General features: G+C 34.2%; 20 protein-coding genes. 12 read left to right on the plus strand and 8 right to left on the minus strand.

What is annotated here, in order from left to right; all coding sequences use genetic code 11:
• Positions 1 to 11 precede the first annotated feature (11 nt).
• On the plus strand, positions 12 to 2,906 hold the full coding sequence (locus tag Q0977_RS09195) for an AAA family ATPase (protein ID WP_299512912.1): 2,895 nt from the start codon (positions 12 to 14) through the stop codon (positions 2,904 to 2,906).
• Positions 2,903 to 3,841, plus strand: a complete 939-nt coding sequence (gene yhaM / locus Q0977_RS09200) for a 3'-5' exoribonuclease YhaM (RefSeq protein ID WP_124217937.1) — start codon at positions 2,903 to 2,905, stop codon at positions 3,839 to 3,841. Before Q0977_RS09195 ends, yhaM begins: the two co-directional genes overlap by 4 nt.
• A 219-nt stretch (positions 3,842 to 4,060) precedes the next feature.
• Here yhaM and Q0977_RS09205 read toward each other — a convergent pair whose 3' ends face one another.
• Positions 4,061 to 4,939, minus strand: coding sequence for a peptidylprolyl isomerase (locus Q0977_RS09205; protein ID WP_299512918.1), 879 nt, complete (start codon positions 4,937 to 4,939; stop codon positions 4,061 to 4,063).
• A gap of 149 nt (positions 4,940 to 5,088) precedes the next feature.
• On the opposite strand from Q0977_RS09205, the gene Q0977_RS09210 reads away from it, so the two are divergent.
• The gene (locus Q0977_RS09210; RefSeq protein ID WP_299512920.1) at positions 5,089 to 5,202 is read left to right on the plus strand and encodes a YjcZ family sporulation protein; all 114 of its coding nucleotides are present in this window, start codon (positions 5,089 to 5,091) and stop codon (positions 5,200 to 5,202) included.
• Between the two features lie 86 nt (positions 5,203 to 5,288).
• Here the strand turns inward: Q0977_RS09210 and Q0977_RS09215 are convergent, their stop codons facing one another.
• The 6 genes from Q0977_RS09215 to Q0977_RS09240 all read right to left on the minus strand — a co-directional run bounded on the left by Q0977_RS09215 (position 5,289) and on the right by Q0977_RS09240 (position 8,671).
• Complete coding sequence (locus Q0977_RS09215) at positions 5,289 to 5,474, minus strand: hypothetical protein (protein WP_146547517.1); 186 nt, start codon at positions 5,472 to 5,474, stop codon at positions 5,289 to 5,291.
• A gap of 70 nt (positions 5,475 to 5,544) precedes the next feature.
• Complete coding sequence (locus tag Q0977_RS09220; protein ID WP_299512928.1) at positions 5,545 to 6,090, minus strand: DUF3267 domain-containing protein; 546 nt, start codon at positions 6,088 to 6,090, stop codon at positions 5,545 to 5,547.
• Between the two features lie 225 nt (positions 6,091 to 6,315).
• The gene (locus tag Q0977_RS09225) at positions 6,316 to 6,837 is read right to left on the minus strand and encodes an HTH-type transcriptional regulator Hpr (RefSeq protein WP_299513028.1); all 522 of its coding nucleotides are present in this window, start codon (positions 6,835 to 6,837) and stop codon (positions 6,316 to 6,318) included.
• Positions 6,838 to 6,951: 114 nt separating this feature from the next.
• Complete coding sequence (locus tag Q0977_RS09230; protein ID WP_119414567.1) at positions 6,952 to 7,341, minus strand: YtxH domain-containing protein; 390 nt, start codon at positions 7,339 to 7,341, stop codon at positions 6,952 to 6,954.
• 180 nt (positions 7,342 to 7,521) lie between these two features.
• Positions 7,522 to 8,049, minus strand: coding sequence for a tryptophan transporter (locus tag Q0977_RS09235; protein ID WP_119414568.1), 528 nt, complete (start codon positions 8,047 to 8,049; stop codon positions 7,522 to 7,524).
• A gap of 196 nt (positions 8,050 to 8,245) precedes the next feature.
• Positions 8,246 to 8,671 carry an HIT family protein gene (locus Q0977_RS09240; protein WP_119414569.1) on the minus strand — a complete coding sequence of 142 codons (426 nt, stop codon included), beginning with the start codon at positions 8,669 to 8,671 and terminating at the stop codon, positions 8,246 to 8,248.
• 104 nt (positions 8,672 to 8,775) lie between these two features.
• On the opposite strand from Q0977_RS09240, the gene Q0977_RS09245 reads away from it, so the two are divergent.
• The 3 genes from Q0977_RS09245 to Q0977_RS09255 all read left to right on the plus strand — a co-directional run bounded on the left by Q0977_RS09245 (position 8,776) and on the right by Q0977_RS09255 (position 11,831).
• Positions 8,776 to 9,516: an ABC transporter ATP-binding protein gene (locus Q0977_RS09245; RefSeq protein ID WP_299512935.1), complete on the plus strand. Its 741-nt coding sequence runs from the start codon at positions 8,776 to 8,778 to the stop codon at positions 9,514 to 9,516.
• Complete coding sequence (locus Q0977_RS09250; protein WP_124217786.1) at positions 9,509 to 10,690, plus strand: ABC transporter permease; 1,182 nt, start codon at positions 9,509 to 9,511, stop codon at positions 10,688 to 10,690. Before Q0977_RS09245 ends, Q0977_RS09250 begins: the two co-directional genes overlap by 8 nt.
• Positions 10,691 to 10,820: 130 nt before the next feature.
• Positions 10,821 to 11,831 carry an LLM class flavin-dependent oxidoreductase gene (locus Q0977_RS09255; RefSeq protein WP_119414572.1) on the plus strand — a complete coding sequence of 337 codons (1,011 nt, stop codon included), beginning with the start codon at positions 10,821 to 10,823 and terminating at the stop codon, positions 11,829 to 11,831.
• A 152-nt stretch (positions 11,832 to 11,983) separates the two neighbouring features.
• Here the strand turns inward: Q0977_RS09255 and Q0977_RS09260 are convergent, their stop codons facing one another.
• Positions 11,984 to 12,493 carry an antibiotic biosynthesis monooxygenase gene (locus tag Q0977_RS09260; protein ID WP_119414573.1) on the minus strand — a complete coding sequence of 170 codons (510 nt, stop codon included), beginning with the start codon at positions 12,491 to 12,493 and terminating at the stop codon, positions 11,984 to 11,986.
• Between the two features lie 366 nt (positions 12,494 to 12,859).
• On the opposite strand from Q0977_RS09260, the gene hemE reads away from it, so the two are divergent.
• The 6 genes from hemE to Q0977_RS09290 all read left to right on the plus strand — a co-directional run bounded on the left by hemE (position 12,860) and on the right by Q0977_RS09290 (position 19,464).
• A complete protein-coding gene (gene hemE, locus Q0977_RS09265; RefSeq protein WP_299512943.1) occupies positions 12,860 to 13,912 on the plus strand; it encodes a uroporphyrinogen decarboxylase in 1,053 nt (350 codons plus the stop codon).
• A gap of 17 nt (positions 13,913 to 13,929) precedes the next feature.
• Positions 13,930 to 14,865, plus strand: coding sequence for a ferrochelatase (gene hemH, locus Q0977_RS09270; RefSeq protein ID WP_119414575.1), 936 nt, complete (start codon positions 13,930 to 13,932; stop codon positions 14,863 to 14,865).
• Positions 14,866 to 14,874: 9 nt separating this feature from the next.
• Positions 14,875 to 16,299 carry a protoporphyrinogen oxidase gene (gene hemY, locus Q0977_RS09275; RefSeq protein WP_367269465.1) on the plus strand — a complete coding sequence of 475 codons (1,425 nt, stop codon included), beginning with the start codon at positions 14,875 to 14,877 and terminating at the stop codon, positions 16,297 to 16,299.
• A gap of 134 nt (positions 16,300 to 16,433) precedes the next feature.
• On the plus strand, positions 16,434 to 17,396 hold the full coding sequence (locus Q0977_RS09280) for a YncE family protein (RefSeq protein WP_124217789.1): 963 nt from the start codon (positions 16,434 to 16,436) through the stop codon (positions 17,394 to 17,396).
• On the plus strand, positions 17,393 to 18,076 hold the full coding sequence (locus Q0977_RS09285) for a response regulator transcription factor (protein ID WP_124217790.1): 684 nt from the start codon (positions 17,393 to 17,395) through the stop codon (positions 18,074 to 18,076). Before Q0977_RS09280 ends, Q0977_RS09285 begins: the two co-directional genes overlap by 4 nt.
• The gene (locus tag Q0977_RS09290; protein ID WP_119414579.1) at positions 18,073 to 19,464 is read left to right on the plus strand and encodes a cell wall metabolism sensor histidine kinase WalK; all 1,392 of its coding nucleotides are present in this window, start codon (positions 18,073 to 18,075) and stop codon (positions 19,462 to 19,464) included. The genes Q0977_RS09285 and Q0977_RS09290 overlap by 4 nt, the downstream gene beginning before the upstream one ends.
• Position 19,465: the final 1 nt, after the last annotated feature.

Genomic DNA, 19,465 nt, shown 5'->3' on the forward strand with positions numbered 1-19,465 from the left:
GGAGAGTAGATGTGCATTTAAAAAAGCTATTGATATATGGATTTGGACAACATGAAGATATTACAGTTGAATTATCAAAAGGTATCAATGTTTTTTATGGGTTAAATGAAGCAGGCAAAACGACAATTCAACAATTTATCTTGCAAATTCTCTTCGGATTTCCTCAAAAAAACCACCAACAACTACGATATGAACCTAAAAAAGGTGGTAAGTTTGGTGGACAAGTGCATCTATACGATCATGAATATGGTGAGTGTATTATAGAGCGAGTGAAAGGAAAAGCAAGTGGAGATGTTACAGTATATCTTGCTAATGGTGAAAAAGGGCATGAAGAGTTATTAGCTAAGATTATGAGAGGGTATAACCGACATAGTTTTGAAGCAGTATTTTCCTTTTCAGTGCATCAATTACAACAGATGGAGAATTTATCTGAGGAAGAGTTAAGTGGTGTATTATTAGCCTCAGGTACGACTGGTGCAGATCAACTTGCCAATGTAAAACAAGAATTAGAAAAAAGGCAACAGGAATTGTTCAAAAAATCAGGAAGAGTGCCTCTTTTAAATCAGAATATTATCGATTTAGTAAAACAAGATCAAAAGATTAAAGAAGAACGAAAAAGAATAGATGAATATGAGCCTTCTATGAAAAGGATAGAAGCGATTCAAAAAGAGATGAAAGATCTCGATAAGCAAGAACAACTGATTAAACAAGATATACAAAACTTAAATGAGTTACGGCAAGTTTCACCATTATTAGAAGAAAAACAAAGATTAGAATCCGTAATAGCTGGTCTTGAATATACCTCATTTCCAAACAACGGTATCAATCGATTTGAGCAATTGCGAGAACTTCAGTTAACAAACAAAGCTTCTTTAAATAAAGTACAACAAAATTACGATTTCTTAATAGAACAGTTACAGGAAGAGTTTGATATTGAACAATTACATTCATTAAAAGAACTTGTCGATCGTGATAGTGAATGGAGGGAATGGCAAACTCAACTTCGCCAGTTTGAAAGGGATATTCAAACAGTGAAACAAGAGATGAATAGTCAATTTCAACTTTTAGGTATTACGAGTTCTGAACAACAACAAGCAGTATTACAATCAGAAGTTTCTATACAACAGGAAGATCAATTTCAACGTTTGATCCGACAAATGGAAGAACAAGATGAGCAATTACGATTTCAACAGAGAATATCAAATCGTTTAGAAGAGGAAATCCGAACTCTATCGCAAAAACTGGACGAATTGTATGAAAGTATGCCAACTGAGGATGAAAAGGAACGTTTAAAAAAGTGGCAGAAAGAAAAAGAAGAAGCTACTGAAGCAAAAGTATTACTACAACATCATGGATCATCAAAAACCGAACAGTTAGTAAAGGTATTAAGTATTTTTCTAGCAGTTATCTCGATTATCTTGGGTATCGCTCAAGAGAAAATGATTTTAGGTATAGTTGGGGTAGTGTTGGCAATTGCAATTTATGTATTATTCAATCATAAGGCAAATACTTCAAACCAAGACAAACAGTTGGAACAATCTATAAGAAAATTAGATAAAGTCCGCAAAATGACACAAGAGATGGAACAACTTGAACAATCAATCCGGCTCTATAATGATCGTGTTTCTTTAGTTGAGCAACAATTAGAAGATAAAGAAATAGAACAAAAACAAGTTTTAAAAACATTAAGTAAGTTAACTATTCTTGCAGAACAAAACAAAGAACAACTGAAATTATTTTTAGCTAAATTCCAAATTACAGGGGATATTCAGCCTAAATTAGTTAACGAGTTATTTAGAAATGTTCGTCAATTACAGTTATCGAATAATCGTTTGATGATGATGAATGATCAGAAAGAACAATTGATAAGATTAACAGAACAAAGGTTACAACAAGCTTCAATTATTTGTAATACTACTTGTACTGTTGAAAATTTATCCACAGTTGTGCACAGTAGTTATCAACAAATGCTTGAATTACAACATTCTATAGAGAGCTCACTTGAAAAGAAAAAGGAGCTACAACAGCAATTAGAAGAGTTAAGCATGTTGCATGATACGTATGAAGAAGAGATTCTCAAATTATTGCAGGATGCAAATGTTACAACAGTAGACGAATATTATAAAGCTGCAGAGCAATACCATCAGTTTGAGAAAATGCAATTTTCACTTCAACAAACTGAGGCACAGCTTCAAATGTTCGATAAAACAATACAGACAACAGATTTATCTATAGAAGACATCAATCATCGTATCACGCAGTATAATGAGCATGAAAAACAGCTTCAGTTACAAAAGAGCCTCTTATTGAAAGAACAGGCTACTCTCAATGCACAAGCTGAACATTTGTTAGAGGATCGTCAATATGGTAACCACCTCCAACAGTTTGAACAACATAAGGCAGCATTCAATACCAACGCAAAAGAATGGGTAGTATCTAAACTTATATCTACAGCTATTCAAGAAACTTTACATCAGTTAAAAGAAGAAAAGCTCCCTGCAGTTTTACAACATGCAGAGCAGTACTTTAAATTATTAACCAATAATCGATATGAATCACTTTATCTGAATACTGAGGGAAAATTTGAAGTATTATCAGTGGAAGGGATTCGTTACTCAGTTGCAGAGTTATCACAAGCAACCAAAGAACAAGCATATATCGCACTGCGATTTGCTCTTGCTGGTTCACTTAAACAATCAGCACCATTTCCGATTATTATGGATGATCCGTTTGTCCATTTTGATCGTTTAAGAATAATTTACATGGTACAATTAATACAAAGAATTTCAAGTGAACATCAGATTCTTTACTTTACATGTCATGATGGAATGCTGGAACAATGGGAGAAAGCTAATATCATCCAAGTAGCAAATCTTAATAATGAAAGGGGATTGACTTCGGTATGAATGGAGTAGCAACATTACAAGCAGGAGCACCAGTCGATCAATATTTACTTATTAAACAAGCAACAAAAGGTGTTACAACAATGGGAAAACCATTTATGACACTTATTTTACAAGATAAAAGTGGAAGCATAGAAGCAAAGCTTTGGGATACTGGAGAAGATCAAGAAAAATTGTATCAGGCGGGTGGAATTGTTCGAATCGGTGGAGAAATTCACGATTATCGTGGAAAACTACAATTGCGTATTAAAACGATTCGTCCTATAAATGAGGATGAGAATATTTCAGTAACTGATTTAGTTCAATCAGCAGAAACTCCTAAAGAAGAATTATTCGATCAGCTTATGAATTTTTTCTTTGAGATAAAGAACCCTAACATTTCTCGTCTTACAAGATACTTAATCATGGAAAATCAACAATCTCTAATGACTTTTCCTGCAGCCACAAAAAATCATCATGATTATGCATCCGGATTATTAGATCATGTTGTATCTATGCTAAAGCTAGGGAAAGCTATAGCAGATTTGTATCCAACTTTAAATAGAGATCTACTTTATGCGGGAATAATCTTACATGATATTGGTAAGGTAGTAGAATTATCAGGACCAATTTCAACAAGCTATACAGTCACTGGGAATATGTTAGGACATATCTCTATTATGGTAAGTGAAATTGCTCTTGCTGCAAATGAGTTAAATATTGAAGGAGAAGAAGTAATGCTTCTTCAACATATGGTTTTATCACATCACGGTAAAGAAGAATGGGGAAGTCCTAAAAAGCCAATGCTTCAAGAAGCTGAGATACTGCACTATATTGATAATATTGATGCGAAGATGAATACATTAAAACGTGCTTTAGGCAAGACAAGACCTGGTGAATTTACTGAGCGCCTATTCCCGTTGGATAACCGTTCATTCTATAAACCAACAATCGAATAATAATTAATGGGCAAAGCAAAAAGACTGTCAGCTTAAGAAGATACTGAAAGTCTATTGCGAGTATGAGAATGACCCATTCGTTCTCATATTCGCTTTTTTTATTTGAAATTGACTTACATAAAGAAACAGGCGACTTTCTGTTCGATTTAACGGAAAGTCGCCTGTTTTTTTGAAAACTGACTTATTCATTGTCCTAGCTTGTCCTGGACTTTAGAAAGATTATTTAGATGAGCTTTTGAATTGAGCTAATGCATCTTTTAAATCGTCATCTTTAATTTTTACGTCTGCATCTTTGATCAATTTGGATACTTTTGTTAGTAATTGAGATTGATCAGCTTCTTGAAGTTGTAATTTTTTCTTGATTTCAGCTTTATTATCTTCGTATGAACCTTTTACTTTTGCGTCACGTTCATCTTCTAATTTGATGATATGGTAACCGTAAGAAGATTTTACAGGTTCGCTAATTTCACCTTTTTTAAGTGCATATGCAGCTTTTGTGAATTCAGGAACCATTTTATCTGGACCAAACCAACCAAGTTCTCCACCTTGAGCTTGTGAACCTGTATCAGTTGAATATTTTTTAGCTAATTTAGCGAAATCTTCGCCTTTATCTAATTTAGCTTTCACTTCTTTAGCTGTTTTTTCATCAGCCACAAGAATATGACTAGCTTTTACTTCTTTTTTCATTTCTTCATAATAAGCTTTCATGTCAGCTTCAGATACTTTAACACCATCAGCTAATGCAGCTTCTTGTAAAAGATTTAGTTTAACACTACGTTTAAATGATTTTTCAGTCATATTTTGAGCTGCTAAAGCTTGTTTAAAGTCTTGACCTTGGCTTTCCATTTGTTCTTTTTGCTTTTTGTATTCAGCACTTACTGCTTTATCAGATACTTTATATTTATCGCTCAATACTTTTTCGATGATGATTAGTTGTAATGCAGAGTCACCAACTGAGTCTTTCATTTCTTTGTAAAGTTGATCTTTTGTTACGTCGCCAACCTTTGAAGTAGCAACTTTTTCGTCACTCGCGTTACCACAAGCTGACAATGCAAGTACGGATGCTGCAAGTGTTAATGATAAAACTGTTTTTTTCATCTTCCTTATCTCTCCCAACTTAAGTCACTTGAATATATGCAAATGTAACTATACCATAGAACGAAAAAAAATGGAAAAGGTTGCTGTAAAAAGTGCCTAGAAATGAAATAAACAAATGCATAGGATAGGTAAGAAAGGGGGTGACAAACATGAGTGGAGGTTACCAAAATAACTACGGTTCTAACTCCTTTGCCCTTGTGGTGGTACTATTCATCTTGTTGATCATTGTAGGTGCAGCATTTTTGGGTTACGGAGGTTACTAATCAATAAAAGACCATTTACGAAAGTAAATGGTCTTTTCTATAGTTTCACAGGGCACGAGAAGCATCATGACCATGCGTAGCCTATTCTATATAGTAAACATCATTTCTAAGTAAAATGAAATTAATAAAATGGTAATAAGCACATTAATGGTGCGATAAATTTTAGGTTGCTTTTCCTCGGGAATTTCTTTCTGTGCGCATAAAGCGTACGTCATCCGATTAATTTGGAATAGATAGAACACCGAGAATAGGACGACAATGGCAATGATCAAGTCTTTTCCTCCCCTCTATATACCCTTTTAGCATATCAAAAAAAAGACAGAAAATACAAGTTTGGTATCATTAGTTATTTGTAGGTGAAATTAGAATTTCAAAACCTTTATCTGTCTCTTCTATTAACGCTTGTTTGGGTGAACGTATTAAATGTTTTACATAAAGCAAATCCATTACACATAATCCGCAATGATAAGCTAATAAAATAGCAAAGTAATGTCTGAATGTCGGGAAAATAATTGCCCCAACTATGAGTATACTATTTAATGCCATGAACGGTACTATTAAAGCGACAATATACCGTGATTTTAAAATAGGCTCATGAATGCGCATAGCTAATACAGGAATAATATTAAAATGTTTTTCTATAGAAAAGCGTAATCTTGAACGAAAACGCATCAATGGCAAAAAATGCAAAAGCTTATGAATCGGGTAGATCATTAAAAACACTAAAACAAATAGTGGAAATAATTGATCAGAGACTGGATTGTCTTTATAAGCCGTTATTAAAATGTAAAAAACAGAAAAGACCATCATTACAAATATCGCTGATATTAAGAAAATACGATGATGTCCGTATTGTTTTTGTACATTAATGGTTTTCCAACAATGCAACTTGTAGCATCTCCAATTTTTTTAATTTAATCAAATCATCGATACATAACATTAAAGCTTTTTAGAAGGAAAATCAAGCTAAATTTTTTAAACAAGTTGCTATCTTTACAAAGAACTAAGCTTAATTTAATATCTAATACTTGTTCTGAATGCACAAACAAATAATCGGTAAAAAAAACCAACATCAAATTTTAAATGCACATTTATTGATGTTGGAACGATTATTTAATCTTCTATATTTTTTAAAGAATCTTCAAATATATCCATAAAGTCATCCCCATAAATGTTACGGATAAGGGCGACTAATTCTAAAAATTGCGGAAATTTACCGTACATTCCTTTTAAAGGAAGAGAACCTTCAATAACACTATGTCTAGAATGATTGAAGTTTTCGTATAGCTCTAAAAGCAATGATTGACCTTTCTCGGTGAGCTCAACATATGTATTTCTTTTATCATCATCACGTTTAGAGAATGATAGCAAGCCACGTTCTTCTAAATTTTTTGAAAAATTAAAAGCTGTCGATACATGCATTACACCGAATTTAGCAATATCAGATATGGAAGCACCTTTCAAATTGTTAGCAATAAGTAATACATGGTGTTCATTAATATTCAAATCATAAGGTTTGATCCATGCTTGCCAATCTTTTTCTACGGCTTTCCAAAGGGCTTTTGATAATTGTGCAACACGTTGTGAGTAGAGCATGGCTTCTTTAGCCGTAAGTAATTCTTCAGACATAGCTATCACCACTTTCGTAATTTCTTAATATTATATCATTCTCTTACAAAAATATACAATAGAATAAAGAAATGTTATGCGAAGAAAATTTATCGTTATAATATTTTGTTTATTATTTAGCTAATTATTACTCTCTTTTTTGGCTTTTCTATTTTGAAACGCATTTATTTGCTGTTGAATTTCTTCAACAGAGCTTTGCAATGAAGAAATTTCTTGTTGAAGATGTTGTTGAATAGGAGCAGTTTCTTCTTGCCATACAGAAATAGATGATTTCGTATCCTCTAAAACAGCTGGAACAGCAACTTTTACTTCACTTTTAATATTATTAATGGAATTTTTGATATTCGTAACATGATGGCTTAAATCTTTTACTTGTTCATTTACAATATTTTTACCCGTTTTTAAAGTAGAGCGTAATTCTTTTCCGGATTGTGGTGTAGTTAGTAATACCGCTGCAGCACTACCCAATAGACCAGTTGTAAGTCCGAATAAAAAAGTTGAGGCTTTCATAAAATTCAGTCTCCTTTTTTCTTATAGTTATTTCCTCTTAATACTATATTAAAACAAGATATTAAAAAAATAAAATGGGGATAACTCGTGAGCTAAGTAAATACTTAAGAGTTATCCCATTTATCATATAAATAGAAGGAGTTGACCTATATAATACTGAAGGTCAACTCCTTCTTTTTGTTAGGCTTGATGTAAAGCTGTTGTAAATTTTGAACGTTTTACGAGATTCATAATAATTGGGTAAATTATTACGAAAGCTACAATATTAATAGCTACAGCGGGTAAGACCACTGTTAAGAATAGTGCTCCAAAAGGAATGTTAGCACCAGTAACTACAATTGCAGAACCTAAAAATACACTACCTGAGATAATTGTACCAATACCGGCAAGAATAGCTGATACAACAATTTTTTGAGCCATTTTTTTCAACAAAACAACAATGACATAAAAGATAAATGCTGTAACAAATTTGTCGATTATATTTGGTACAAATCCACCTGGGAATGTAGAAAATAGTCCTGAAATAATGCCGGTAGTCACAGCAAGAAGAAATACCTCTTTTACTCTAGGGAATAGTAGAATTCCGATGAACATCATTGTTAACATGAAGTCAGGTTTCATCCCACCATTAAACCCAGGAATAACAACATATAATGCTGCTCCCACACCAACGAGTAGTGCCATTAATACTAAATTTTTTGTATTCATTTCTCATCTCTCCTATTCAGTTGCCTAAGCTAAGCTAATGTTCTCCTTCCGTATCCTCTTGTTCGAAAGCGAAAACTTATAATGATTTTACAATTTAATTGTTTGAAAGGCAATAGCGTATTCGGGTCATAAAGCAGAAAAAGCACAGAACAATTTCTGTGCTTTTAATACTCTCTATTCAATAGATAGAATTCTATTATTTGTTCAAGTTAGCTTTAATTTCTTCAGCTAGTTTTTGTAGGATTTCAGGAGTATATTCGTCTTCTTTTGTATTCCACGTAGGTTTAAAACCATCAGTTGCATCATATCTTGGTATAAAGTGTAAATGGAAGTGGAATACGCTTTGACCAGCGGGAGCACCATTATTATTTAATAGATTCATGCCAGCTGGCTTGAAAGTATCTTTAATCGCATTTGCGATACGAGGTGCAACCTTGAAAAGATTAGCAGCTGTTTCTTCGGACATTTCAAAAACGTTTGCCACATGCTCTTTTGGAATTAGTAAAGTATGTCCTTTTGTTAATGGACCGATATCCATAAACGCATAGACATACTCATCTTCATAGATTTTAGTACTTGGAATAGACCCATCGATAATTTTGCAAAATAAACAATCGCTCATGTAAAAACACACCTTTCACTATTTTGCTATTCATTTTACCACATAGGAACTGCTAGAAAGAGGAATTTTTGATAAACTGTAAATAAGAATGGGAGTGACTTTGAATGACGGTATTAGAATTACAATCTGTAACAGGTGGTTATACACGAAAACCTGTTATTCATGACTTGTCTTTTACTATTGAACCAGGGGAGCTGGTAGGATTAATAGGCTTAAACGGTGCTGGTAAAAGTACTACGATCAAACATATTATTGGCATAATGACACCACAAAAAGGAGAAATTTTGTTAAACGGTGTATCCATTAAAGACAATATGGATCAATATCGTTCTTCTTTCTCTTATATTCCAGAAACCCCGGTTCTTTACGATGAACTGACATTAAAAGAGCATCTTGAGTTGACTGCTATGGCTTATGGAATTGAATTAGAAACTATGGAAGAAAGAGTAGCACCCTTACTAAAAGAATTTAGAATGGAAAAAAGATTGAATTGGTTTCCTTCTCATTTCTCTAAAGGGATGCGCCAAAAAGTAATGATTATGTGTGCCTTTTTAGTCAATCCTTCTTTATATATTATTGATGAGCCATTTTTAGGTCTAGATCCATTAGCAATCCAATCATTATTAGACCAAATGGATGAAAAGAAAAAAGAAGGGGCATCTATTTTAATGTCAACGCATGTATTGGCTACCGCAGAAAAGCATTGCGATAAAATCCTATTATTGCATAACGGTCGTTTGCGTGCATTTGGTACAATGGATGACTTACGCCAAACATTCAATATGCCGAACGCAACATTAGATGATTTATATATCGCGATGACAAAGGAGCAAGATGATGAATAGCTTGCATGATGTTTGGCGTGCGCGGTTTACCCATTATATGGGGGAAGTTCAAAAGTATTTGCGATTCGTCTTTACTGGTCATTTAGCTATTGTTATTATGTTCGTTCTTGGAGCAGCGGGCTATAAATACAGTGAATGGCTAAAAACAGCATCCAGTGATTTTCCTTCAATATTATTAGCGACAGTAATTCTGGGAATTGTATTGGGAATTAGTAGACCTATTACGTTAATTCGAAAACCAGACGAGGTATATTTACTCCCTCTGGAGACAAAATTACCTCTATATTTTAGCAAGGCTTTAAGATATACATTTGGCTCACAAATTATCCTTGTTGCTCTTCTTTATATTGTGACATGGCCGATGCTTCGACAAGTTGCGGGTCTAGAACCGTTAACGATATTCATCGGATTAGTTGTAGCACTTCTATTGAAGTGGTGGAATATTTATAGTGAGTTCAGTTACAGATGGGCTTATAAGGGTCACAATGTTTGGATGGATCGGATTGTTCGGATGGTGTGCTCATTTGCCATGCTTTTCTCTGTTTTGAACGTTCAATTTATTCCGATGATTGTTCTGATCTTAATCATCGTATCTTATCCGATGTCATGGAAAAAGAAAGTTCAACAAACACCATTCCCATATGAACATTTTGTTAGATTAGAAGAAAATCGTATGATGGGGATTTACCGATTTGCAAATTATTTTACAGATGTACCTAATATACATGGAAGTATAAGACGTCGTGCATGGTTAGATGGAGTTTATAAACTTATACCATATGCAAAACAAAATACGCAGGAATATTTAATATTCCGTTCATTTATACGGACAGATGATCATTTCTTTTTATGGCTTCGTTTAACGGTGATTTCTGCATTAGCTGCAGCCTTTGTTAACATTCCTATTGCCATTGGCGTAGTCGTGGCAGCATTATCATTTGCAACTGCTATTCAGTTGAAACAAGCATTAATAACATCAAATGATTTCAGAATGGACATGTTGTATCCTTTACCAAAGAATGCGCGTGAAAAAGCAGCGGTTAAAATAGTGCGGTATACTATTATTGTACAAGCAATTGTTGTGTTACTTGCAGGATTAGGAATACCATATTTCTATGTACAAGGATTAATCGTACTAGTAGTTGGTGAACTTACACTTCGTTTAAGTAAATAACGAATTATAAAAGGGTGCCCTTAAGGAGTTTTTATTCTTTAAAGAGCATCCTTTTTTATGATTGTTCTCAAATGATATATATTGATTGTGAGAGATTAAAGTTTAACCTCATGAAAGGGGATTGAAATAAGTGACGGAAAAGCAAAAGAAATTAAAGGATATTGAGCTTTCTGTGTTAGATTTAGTATCTGTATTAAAAGATCATGATGCATCATATTCTTTCCAACATAGTTTGGAGTTAGCGCAAAATGTAGAAAAGTTAGGGTACAAACGTTATTGGTTTGCAGAACATCATAATAGTCCGAGTATCGCTAGTTCCGCAACATCATTGTTAATCGGTTATGTTGCACAAGGAACGAAAACAATTCGAGTGGGATCAGGAGGTATAATGCTTCCTAATCATGTCCCTTTAGTAATTGCAGAACAATTCGGTACGTTAGATGCATTATATCCAGACCGCATTGACTTAGGTCTAGGAAGAGCACCAGGTACAGATCCAATAACAGCTCAAGCACTTCGTAGGAATTTGCAAAGTTCGGGTGAAGATTTCCCAGAGAATGTACTAGAATTACAACGTTATTTAAGCAATAATCCAGATGGTCATGTACATGCATATCCTGGTGAAGGTTCAAACGTACCATTATATTTACTAGGATCAAGCCTTTTCAGTGCACGCCTTGCTGGAATGTTAGGATTGCCATATGCATTTGCTAGCCATTTTGCACCGACATATTTAATGGAAGCACTTCGAATGTATAGAGAATCATTCCAACCATCCGAGCAATTAAAAGAACCATACACGATTGCTTGTGTCAATGTAATTGCGGCCGATACAAATGAGGAAGCAAGAAAAATGTCGACGAGTCTATATTTGCATTTTTTGAACATTGTTCGTAATACAAAAAATAAATTACTACCACCAGTAGATGATATGGAAAATTATTGGTCAGAATCCGAAAAGAATATGGTTATGCAGTCATTGTATTATTCATTTATCGGAGACCAAGAAACGATTGAACATGATCTTGGAGCTTTTGTTGAAAGAACAGGCGTGGATGAAATAATGGCTGTTTCACATATTTATGATCCAGCCTCACGTATACGTTCATATGAAATATTAGCTTCGGCAGTAAAAGAGTAGAAATAACAATATCTATGGGTAAGTTGAGAGCCTCCTAACGTGAAGGAGGCTCTTTTCATCCGTATAAAGAGTGATTCAGTAGTGAAAATCAACCACAAATTCGGAGAAGATAAATTCCTTTTAGCCGAGCGAATCACTCAACTTTTAATGATTTATAGCTCCTCTTCATCAGGGCGCTTTGTCACATATATTTTTACATAAGGAGCACTTGTGAAAATATTTCCACGATCTACTCCATTTACATCTTCATGGGTTTCTTTATAGGAACTGGATGCCTTCCATGCTTCAAATGAATGTGGACCAGTCCATTCAGTAAGAGAAATATATGTTTCGTCATGCAAAGGTCTTAGTAAACGAAATGCGATTAAACCGGGTTCGTTTTCAATCGCTTTAATCGTGTCTAAGAAACGATCTTCAAATATTTTTCGACTTTCACTTTTAACAGGAATATGGTTCATAACAAAATAGCCATGTTCGTCTAAGGTATTGATATTACCTATAACTTCATAGCTTCTCGGGGTAGCAAACACACTTTTTTTATCAGATTCATGAAGTAGAACTGTATTTCCTTCACCATATAAAACAATCATATCTTCTTTCGAAAACTTCTTTTTTAGACTTTCCATAAATTCTGGTGTTCCAGAAGTTAAATATAAATACATAGAAATTCCACCTTTGTAAGCTAATTTGAATTCTTGCAACAGTACAAGAAAATTTAATACATTATATTAGAGAAGTATGAACGAGTAATCCTATCAAGAAAAATCAATGTCTATCTCGGAAATCATCCCTCTAAATCGACAAAAAATGGTATAAACATTATGAAAGAAAGTTAATAATAGTATATCCTTTAAATTAGAAAATATCATAAGTAGACACTTTGTCAAAAAGATGTCATCAATTTATACATTTTTTTGACAATCAGCTCGTTGAACTATACAACGCTTGAAGAAACGTCTATTATGAACAATGGATATGAATGTCGAATTAAATAATTACTGAATTGATGAAAGGACGGTTTACTGTTCATGGGAACATTTAATGATACGCTTTTACGCGCAGCACGAGGTGAAAGGACAGCCTATACACCAGTTTGGTACATGCGACAAGCAGGTCGTTCACAACCTGAATATCGCAAGATTAAAGAAAAATATTCACTAGAAGAAATAACGCACCAACCAGAATTATGTGCTTATGTAACGCACTTACCAGTACAAAATTATGATGTGGATGCAGCGATTTTATACAAAGACATCGTTACTCCTTTACCTGGTATGGGAATAGATGTGAAGATTAAAGGCGGAGTAGGCCCTGTTATTTCCAATCCTATTCGCTCGGCGCAAGATGTAAAGAATCTTAGAGAATTTAATCCTGAGGAGCATGTTCCGTTCGTCCTTGATACGATAAAGTTATTGACTAAAGAACAACTTAATGTACCTTTAATCGGCTTTGCCGGAGCACCATTTACATTGGCAAGTTATTTAATAGAAGGCGGTCCCTCTAAAAACTATGCGTTGACAAAATCATTTATGGTGTCACAACCAGAAGCATGGTTCCTTTTGATGGAGAAACTTGGAGATATGGTGATTACAGATTTAAAAGCACAGATTAAAGCAGGTGCTAAAGCATTCCAAATCTTCGACTCATGGGTGGGTGCTTTAAGTCATCGAGACTATAGCATTTTCATCAAACCGGTTATGGAACGTATTTTTAATGAGCTAAAAGCCGAAGGTGTACCGATGATCTTATTTGGTGTAGGTGCAAGTCACTTAGCACTAGATTGGCAAGATCTACCGTTAGATGTAGTTGGATTAGATTGGCGTTTACCTATTAGAGAAGCGCGTGAAATGGGTATTACAAAACCTGTTCAAGGAAATCTTGATCCAACATTATTATTAGCTGATTGGTCAATTCTTGAAGCTCGTACAAAAGAGATTATTGATCAAGGGTTAGAAGTACCAGGTCATATCTTCAATTTGGGCCATGGAGTATTTCCATCAGTAAATCCAGATGTTTTAAAACGATTAACAACTTTAATACATGAATATAGTGCGCAAAAAATAAAAGCGCATTCATTATAATCTTGAGGTGATTAGAAATGAAAAAACAAATCGGACTATTAGTAATGGCTTATGGAACGCCAAAAAACGATGATGATTTAATTCCTTATTATACACATATTCGCCACGGACACCGTCCTAGTGATGAACATATTGAAGATTTACGCAGCCGTTATAAAGCAATCGGTGGAATTTCACCACTTGCTGAAACAACTGAAAAACAAGGAAAAGCATTAGAAAAACGTTTAAATGAAGTACAAGATGAAGTTGAGTACAAATTATATATTGGCTTAAAACATATTGCGCCTTTTATCGAAGATGCAGTTGAAAAAATGCATAATGATGGTATTACTGAAGCAGTCTCACTAGTTTTAGCACCACATTTTTCTTCATTCTCAACAAAATCATATAATACTCGTGCAACAGATAAAGCAAAGGAACTTGGCAATTTAACTATTTATACTATTGATAGCTGGTATAAAGAAGAAAAATATCTTCAATATTGGACAGAAAAAATCAATGCAGAATTTGCTGCAATGTCTGATGAAGAACGTGAAAAGGCTTGCTTAATCGTTTGTGCTCATTCTCTACCAGAAAAAATTATCGCTATGGGTGATCCATATGCAGATCAACTACATGAAACAGCAGAAATTCTTCAACAACGTACAGGCGTGAAAAATATGGAATTTGGTTGGCAATCTGCCGGTCAAACAAAAGATCCATGGCTTGGACCAGATGTACAAGATTTAACACGTGAGTTATATAACAAGAAAGGCTATCGTTCATTTGTATATACACCAGTTGGTTTTGTAGCTGAGCACTTAGAAGTTCTTTATGATAATGACTATGAATGTAAAACTGTTTGTGAAGAACTAGGAGCAAACTACCATCGTCCAGCAATGCCAAATGACAATCCATTATTTATAGATGCATTAGTTGATGTAGTACAAAAAACATTAGTAGCTCATGCTTAATAGAAAGTGATGATTGATGTGACTGAACAAAAGCGAAGGGTTGCCGTTATCGGAGGGGGGATTACGGGCTTAACAGCTGCGTTCTTTTTGCAACAAGAAGCAAGAAAACAGAAGCTACCGCTTGAGATTGTCCTTATAGAAGCAAGTCACAGATTAGGTGGCAGTATTCAAACAGTAAAAAAGGATGACTTTATCATTGAAAGAGGTCCAGATTCTTTTTTTGAGAAAGATCAAGTAGTTGTAGATTTATCAAAACAGTTAGGGATTGAAGACCAGCTAATCAGTAATTCCCCGGGAAAATCTTATGTAGCTATCAATAATCAACTTTCCCCCATTCCAAAAGGTTCTATTTTAGGAATACCAACTGAAATTTTGCCCTTTGCTAAGTCTGATGCGATTTCTTGGAGTGGAAAGTTAAGGACGGCTTGTGATTTATTATTACCTCCATCTGACATAAGTCAAGATCAATCATTAGGTAAGTTTTTACGTAAACGATTTGGAGAAGAGACTGTTGAAAATTTAATCGAACCTATATTATCGGGAGCGTATTCGGGTGATATCGATTTATTGAGTTTACATGAAACACTTCCGAATTTATCTAATGCTTGTAGAAAACATCGCAGTGTGATTAAAGGTATTCAAAAGGAAACATCTAAACTAAAAGAAGGTGCAAATGGATACTCTTATCTAACGTTAAAGGACGGTTTGGAGAGTTTAATCGATGCTTTAGAGCAAGCGTTAGAAATGGCTATTATTTATAAAAGTGTTCGGGTTCAAAGTATTACAAAATCGAAGGATAAAATAATACTGTCACTAAATAATCAGCATTCTATCTTTGTAGATGGTGTGATTGTTGCGACTTCACATCAAATGGCAACAAAGTTATTTGAGCGAGAAGGTATTTTGAAAAGTTTACTCGATATTCCAGTGAATTCATTTGCGACGGTTTCAATGATTTTTCCACACAACACCATCAAGAAAGCGTTTGATGGATATGGCTTTTTTGTCTCTAGAAGTAGTGAATATTCTATCACTGCATGTTCTCTTACTCATCGCAAATGGCCACACAAAGTCCCTGGAGATTATGAAGTGATTAAGAGCTATGTAGGACGAGCAGGTGATGAATCTATCGTTGAACTGTCTGATTCAGAAATTGAAAAAATTGTCTTACAAGATTTAAAAAGCACCCTTAAAGTTGCTGGAAAACCAATTCATACAGTAGTATCCCGTTTTAAAAAGGCAATGCCGATTTATACAATAGGACATCAAAAAAGAGTTGAACAGGCGAAAAAAGAATTGCATGAGTCATACCCGACTATTCGTCTTGCTGGAAATGCTTATGAAGGCTTCAGTTTAACCGATTGTATTTTACAAGGGGAAAATGCGGCAAAAGAAGTTATAGCATCAATATTCCAAAAAGAACTCTGTCTCTAGTAAGAGATGGAGTTCTTTTGTTTTAATAGTTACATTTAGCTTTGCGAACGTTATTATTTCTTCAAAAAATAGCTAAGAAGACTTCATTTATATTTCACATTTACAAAGTAAAATAGTATATAGAGGTGATGCTTGTGATTTGGAGAAAAATGTGGATTCTATGGATCGTCAGTTTTGCACTAATTCTTAGTGGATGCGGTGAGACTACATACCCTGCAATATCTAAAACAAAAAATTTTGTAGCATCTGTAAATTTACAAGCACCATCAATCAGTTTTATAAACGATAAAGGAAAAGTATTTACAACATGGAAACTAGATGAAGGATATACTGGTGCAACATTAATAGATCATGATTATATTTTGCTGTATGGATATCAGTTAAAAAAAGCAACTGTCTATAACTTGAGCACGGGTAAACAAGAATACACCATTGCTACTGGAATTGGTATAACAAATGCTATTTATGATAAAAAACATCAAAAAGTGTATCTAGCAAACGGGAAAACCAACCGTATTTCGGCATATTTTAGTAATGGAAAATTAGCCAAAACTCAAAAGGTAGGAAATTACCCTATGTCCATGATCATCCATGATCAGCAACTTTATATAGTAAATTACAAAGATACTACTTTATCAATATTGCAGACAAATACTTTAAAACCTTTAAAAGAGTGGACTATTGAGAAGTCATCAAATGGTATGCAGATTGTTAAGAATAAGGAATTATGGATTGGTGGTCATGGTGAGGGGATTAAACCAAACTCAACGGCCGATATTTATGACTTACAAACAGGTGAAAGAATATCACAGATTAAACTACCTTTAATGCCTGTTGGTTTTGCAAAGAGTCAAGATCGCGTCTATGTTATTAGTCATGGTGATAGTGCACTTTCTGAAGTGGATTTCAATGGTAAGGTAATTCGTAAAATGGAAGTTGGGGCGAATCCCTTTACTGTAACAATCTTTAAAGACAACATAGTGGTAGCTGGATATGATGATCATCACGTCTATTTTTTACAAAATGGGAAAATTGCTAAAACAATCAATGTAGGTAAAGGACCTTTCCAATTGCTTGTCAGGGGGAACGAAGAATGACGACAATATTAATTGTAGATGATGAACAAGATATGAGAAATTTAGTTGAAGTAATGTTAAGCCAGTCTGGTTTTCAATCTCTTCAAGCGAATGGAGGACAAGAAGCGTTTAAGCTGCTAAAAGAACATCATATAGACTTAGTTATTTTAGATGTAATGATGCCAGAGATGGACGGCTTTTCTGTTTGTGCTGAAATAAGAAAGGAATCTGATGTCCCCATTATTTTCTTGACAGCAAAGGATGCGAATGAGGATAAAGTAAAAGGACTAACAATTGGTGCTGATGATTATGTAGTAAAACCGTTTTCTGCATCAGAGCTAATAGCTAGGATACAAGCCGTATTAAGAAGAACTGAAGGAGAAGTTGTTGAAGATACCAATCATCTAATTGTTAAGGGAGAAATAGAATTAGATGATGTGTCAAGAAAAGTTAGTGTGAGTGGTAAAGTTGTTCCATTAACATTAAAGGAATTCGAAATCCTGCATTTGTTTATGAATAACGAAAGTGTAGTCTATACACGAGAACAACTTTTAGAAATTATATGGGATGCACATTATAGCGGTGGTACTAGAACGGTTGATACACATATTAAAACATTAAGATTAAAACTAGGAGCAAAGACCGGAAAATATATACAAACTGTATGGGGATTGGGGTATCGATTCGAGGTTGCAAAATGAAAAAATTATCCACGAAAATTTGGACAGTCATTGTAGCTTTTTTAGCCATTACAATATTATTTATGTATGTTCTTACGGATTTCTTATATGAAGGCCTTTATGTAAAAGACGCAGAAGATTCAATGGTTGAAGTTGGAGAAAAATTGTCAACAATCTATAATGGTGGAAAAGTAACTGATGAATTTATCCAAAAGATTGATGAATATAATGATTACTCGAATATAAATGTGTTTGCAGTTCGGAATCCTAGAGAACTAAGTGCATGTGTACCATTTGATATCGATTATGATACTTTAATCGGTGCAGATGAACGACAGCAGCTTCTTGAGGGGAAAACAATCACAAAAAAAGGCTATGAAAAGCGTTTTGATCGCCAAGTAATTTCAGCCATTATTCCATTAACTGATCAAAAACGTTTAGAGGGGATTATCTATATATACTTCCCGCTTGCTAAAATAACAGAAATGGCTTCAAAAGAAGTCTTTATCTTACTTGGCAGTGCAGCTATCTTTATAGTCTTAATTGGATTTGGTGTGTTTAAAGGTATCAAGCATATTATGAAACCATTAAAAGAGTTGCAAAATGCAGCTGAAAAGATGGCCGTGGGTAATTATGAAACTCGAGTTGAAGTAAAATCTAAAGATGAAATAGGAGAACTTGCACAAACCTTCAACAAAATGGCCACATCAATACAACGCGAGGATGAAGCTCAAAAGCAATTTCTAGCAACAGTTTCCCATGAATTGCGGACACCCATTAGTTATGTAAAAGGATATGGAGAAGCATTGCAGAATGGATATATAGAGGAATCACAAAGACAAGAGACGCTTTCTCTTATTGTTCGGGAAGCAAATCGCTTAGAAAAACTGACAAATGAATTATTGCAATTATCAAGAGCTGTTAACCAAACAGAATCCGGACCCTTATATCCTTTGCCGCTGGCGGAAACTTTACGTGAAGTTGTAACAATTACGGAGCAAAAAGCTTACTTAAAATCAATTAGTTTGAGAACAGACATTGATGAAGATATCATTATTAATGCAAACGAGGAAAAAATTAAGCAAATAATGATTAATCTTATAGAAAATGGACTGCGATATTCTAAAGAAGGAACAGAGATTATTCTAAGTTCAAAGAGAAAAGAGAATATGGCAATTATAACTGTACAAGATCATGGTATTGGAATACCTGCTGAAGACTTACCACATATAACTGAACGCTTTTATCGAGTCAATAAAGCACGAAGCAGAAGTGATGGAGGTAGTGGATTAGGTCTTTCTATTGTAGATCAGCTTGTAAAATATCATAAAGGAACTTGGCATATAGATAGTGAATTAGGTAATGGTACAAAAGTGACTATACAAATACCATTAATAAAGGAGATTTAAA

The sequence above is a fragment of the uncultured Rummeliibacillus sp. genome, assembly GCF_934216135.1.
Lineage (GTDB): Bacteria > Bacillota > Bacilli > Bacillales_A > Planococcaceae > Rummeliibacillus.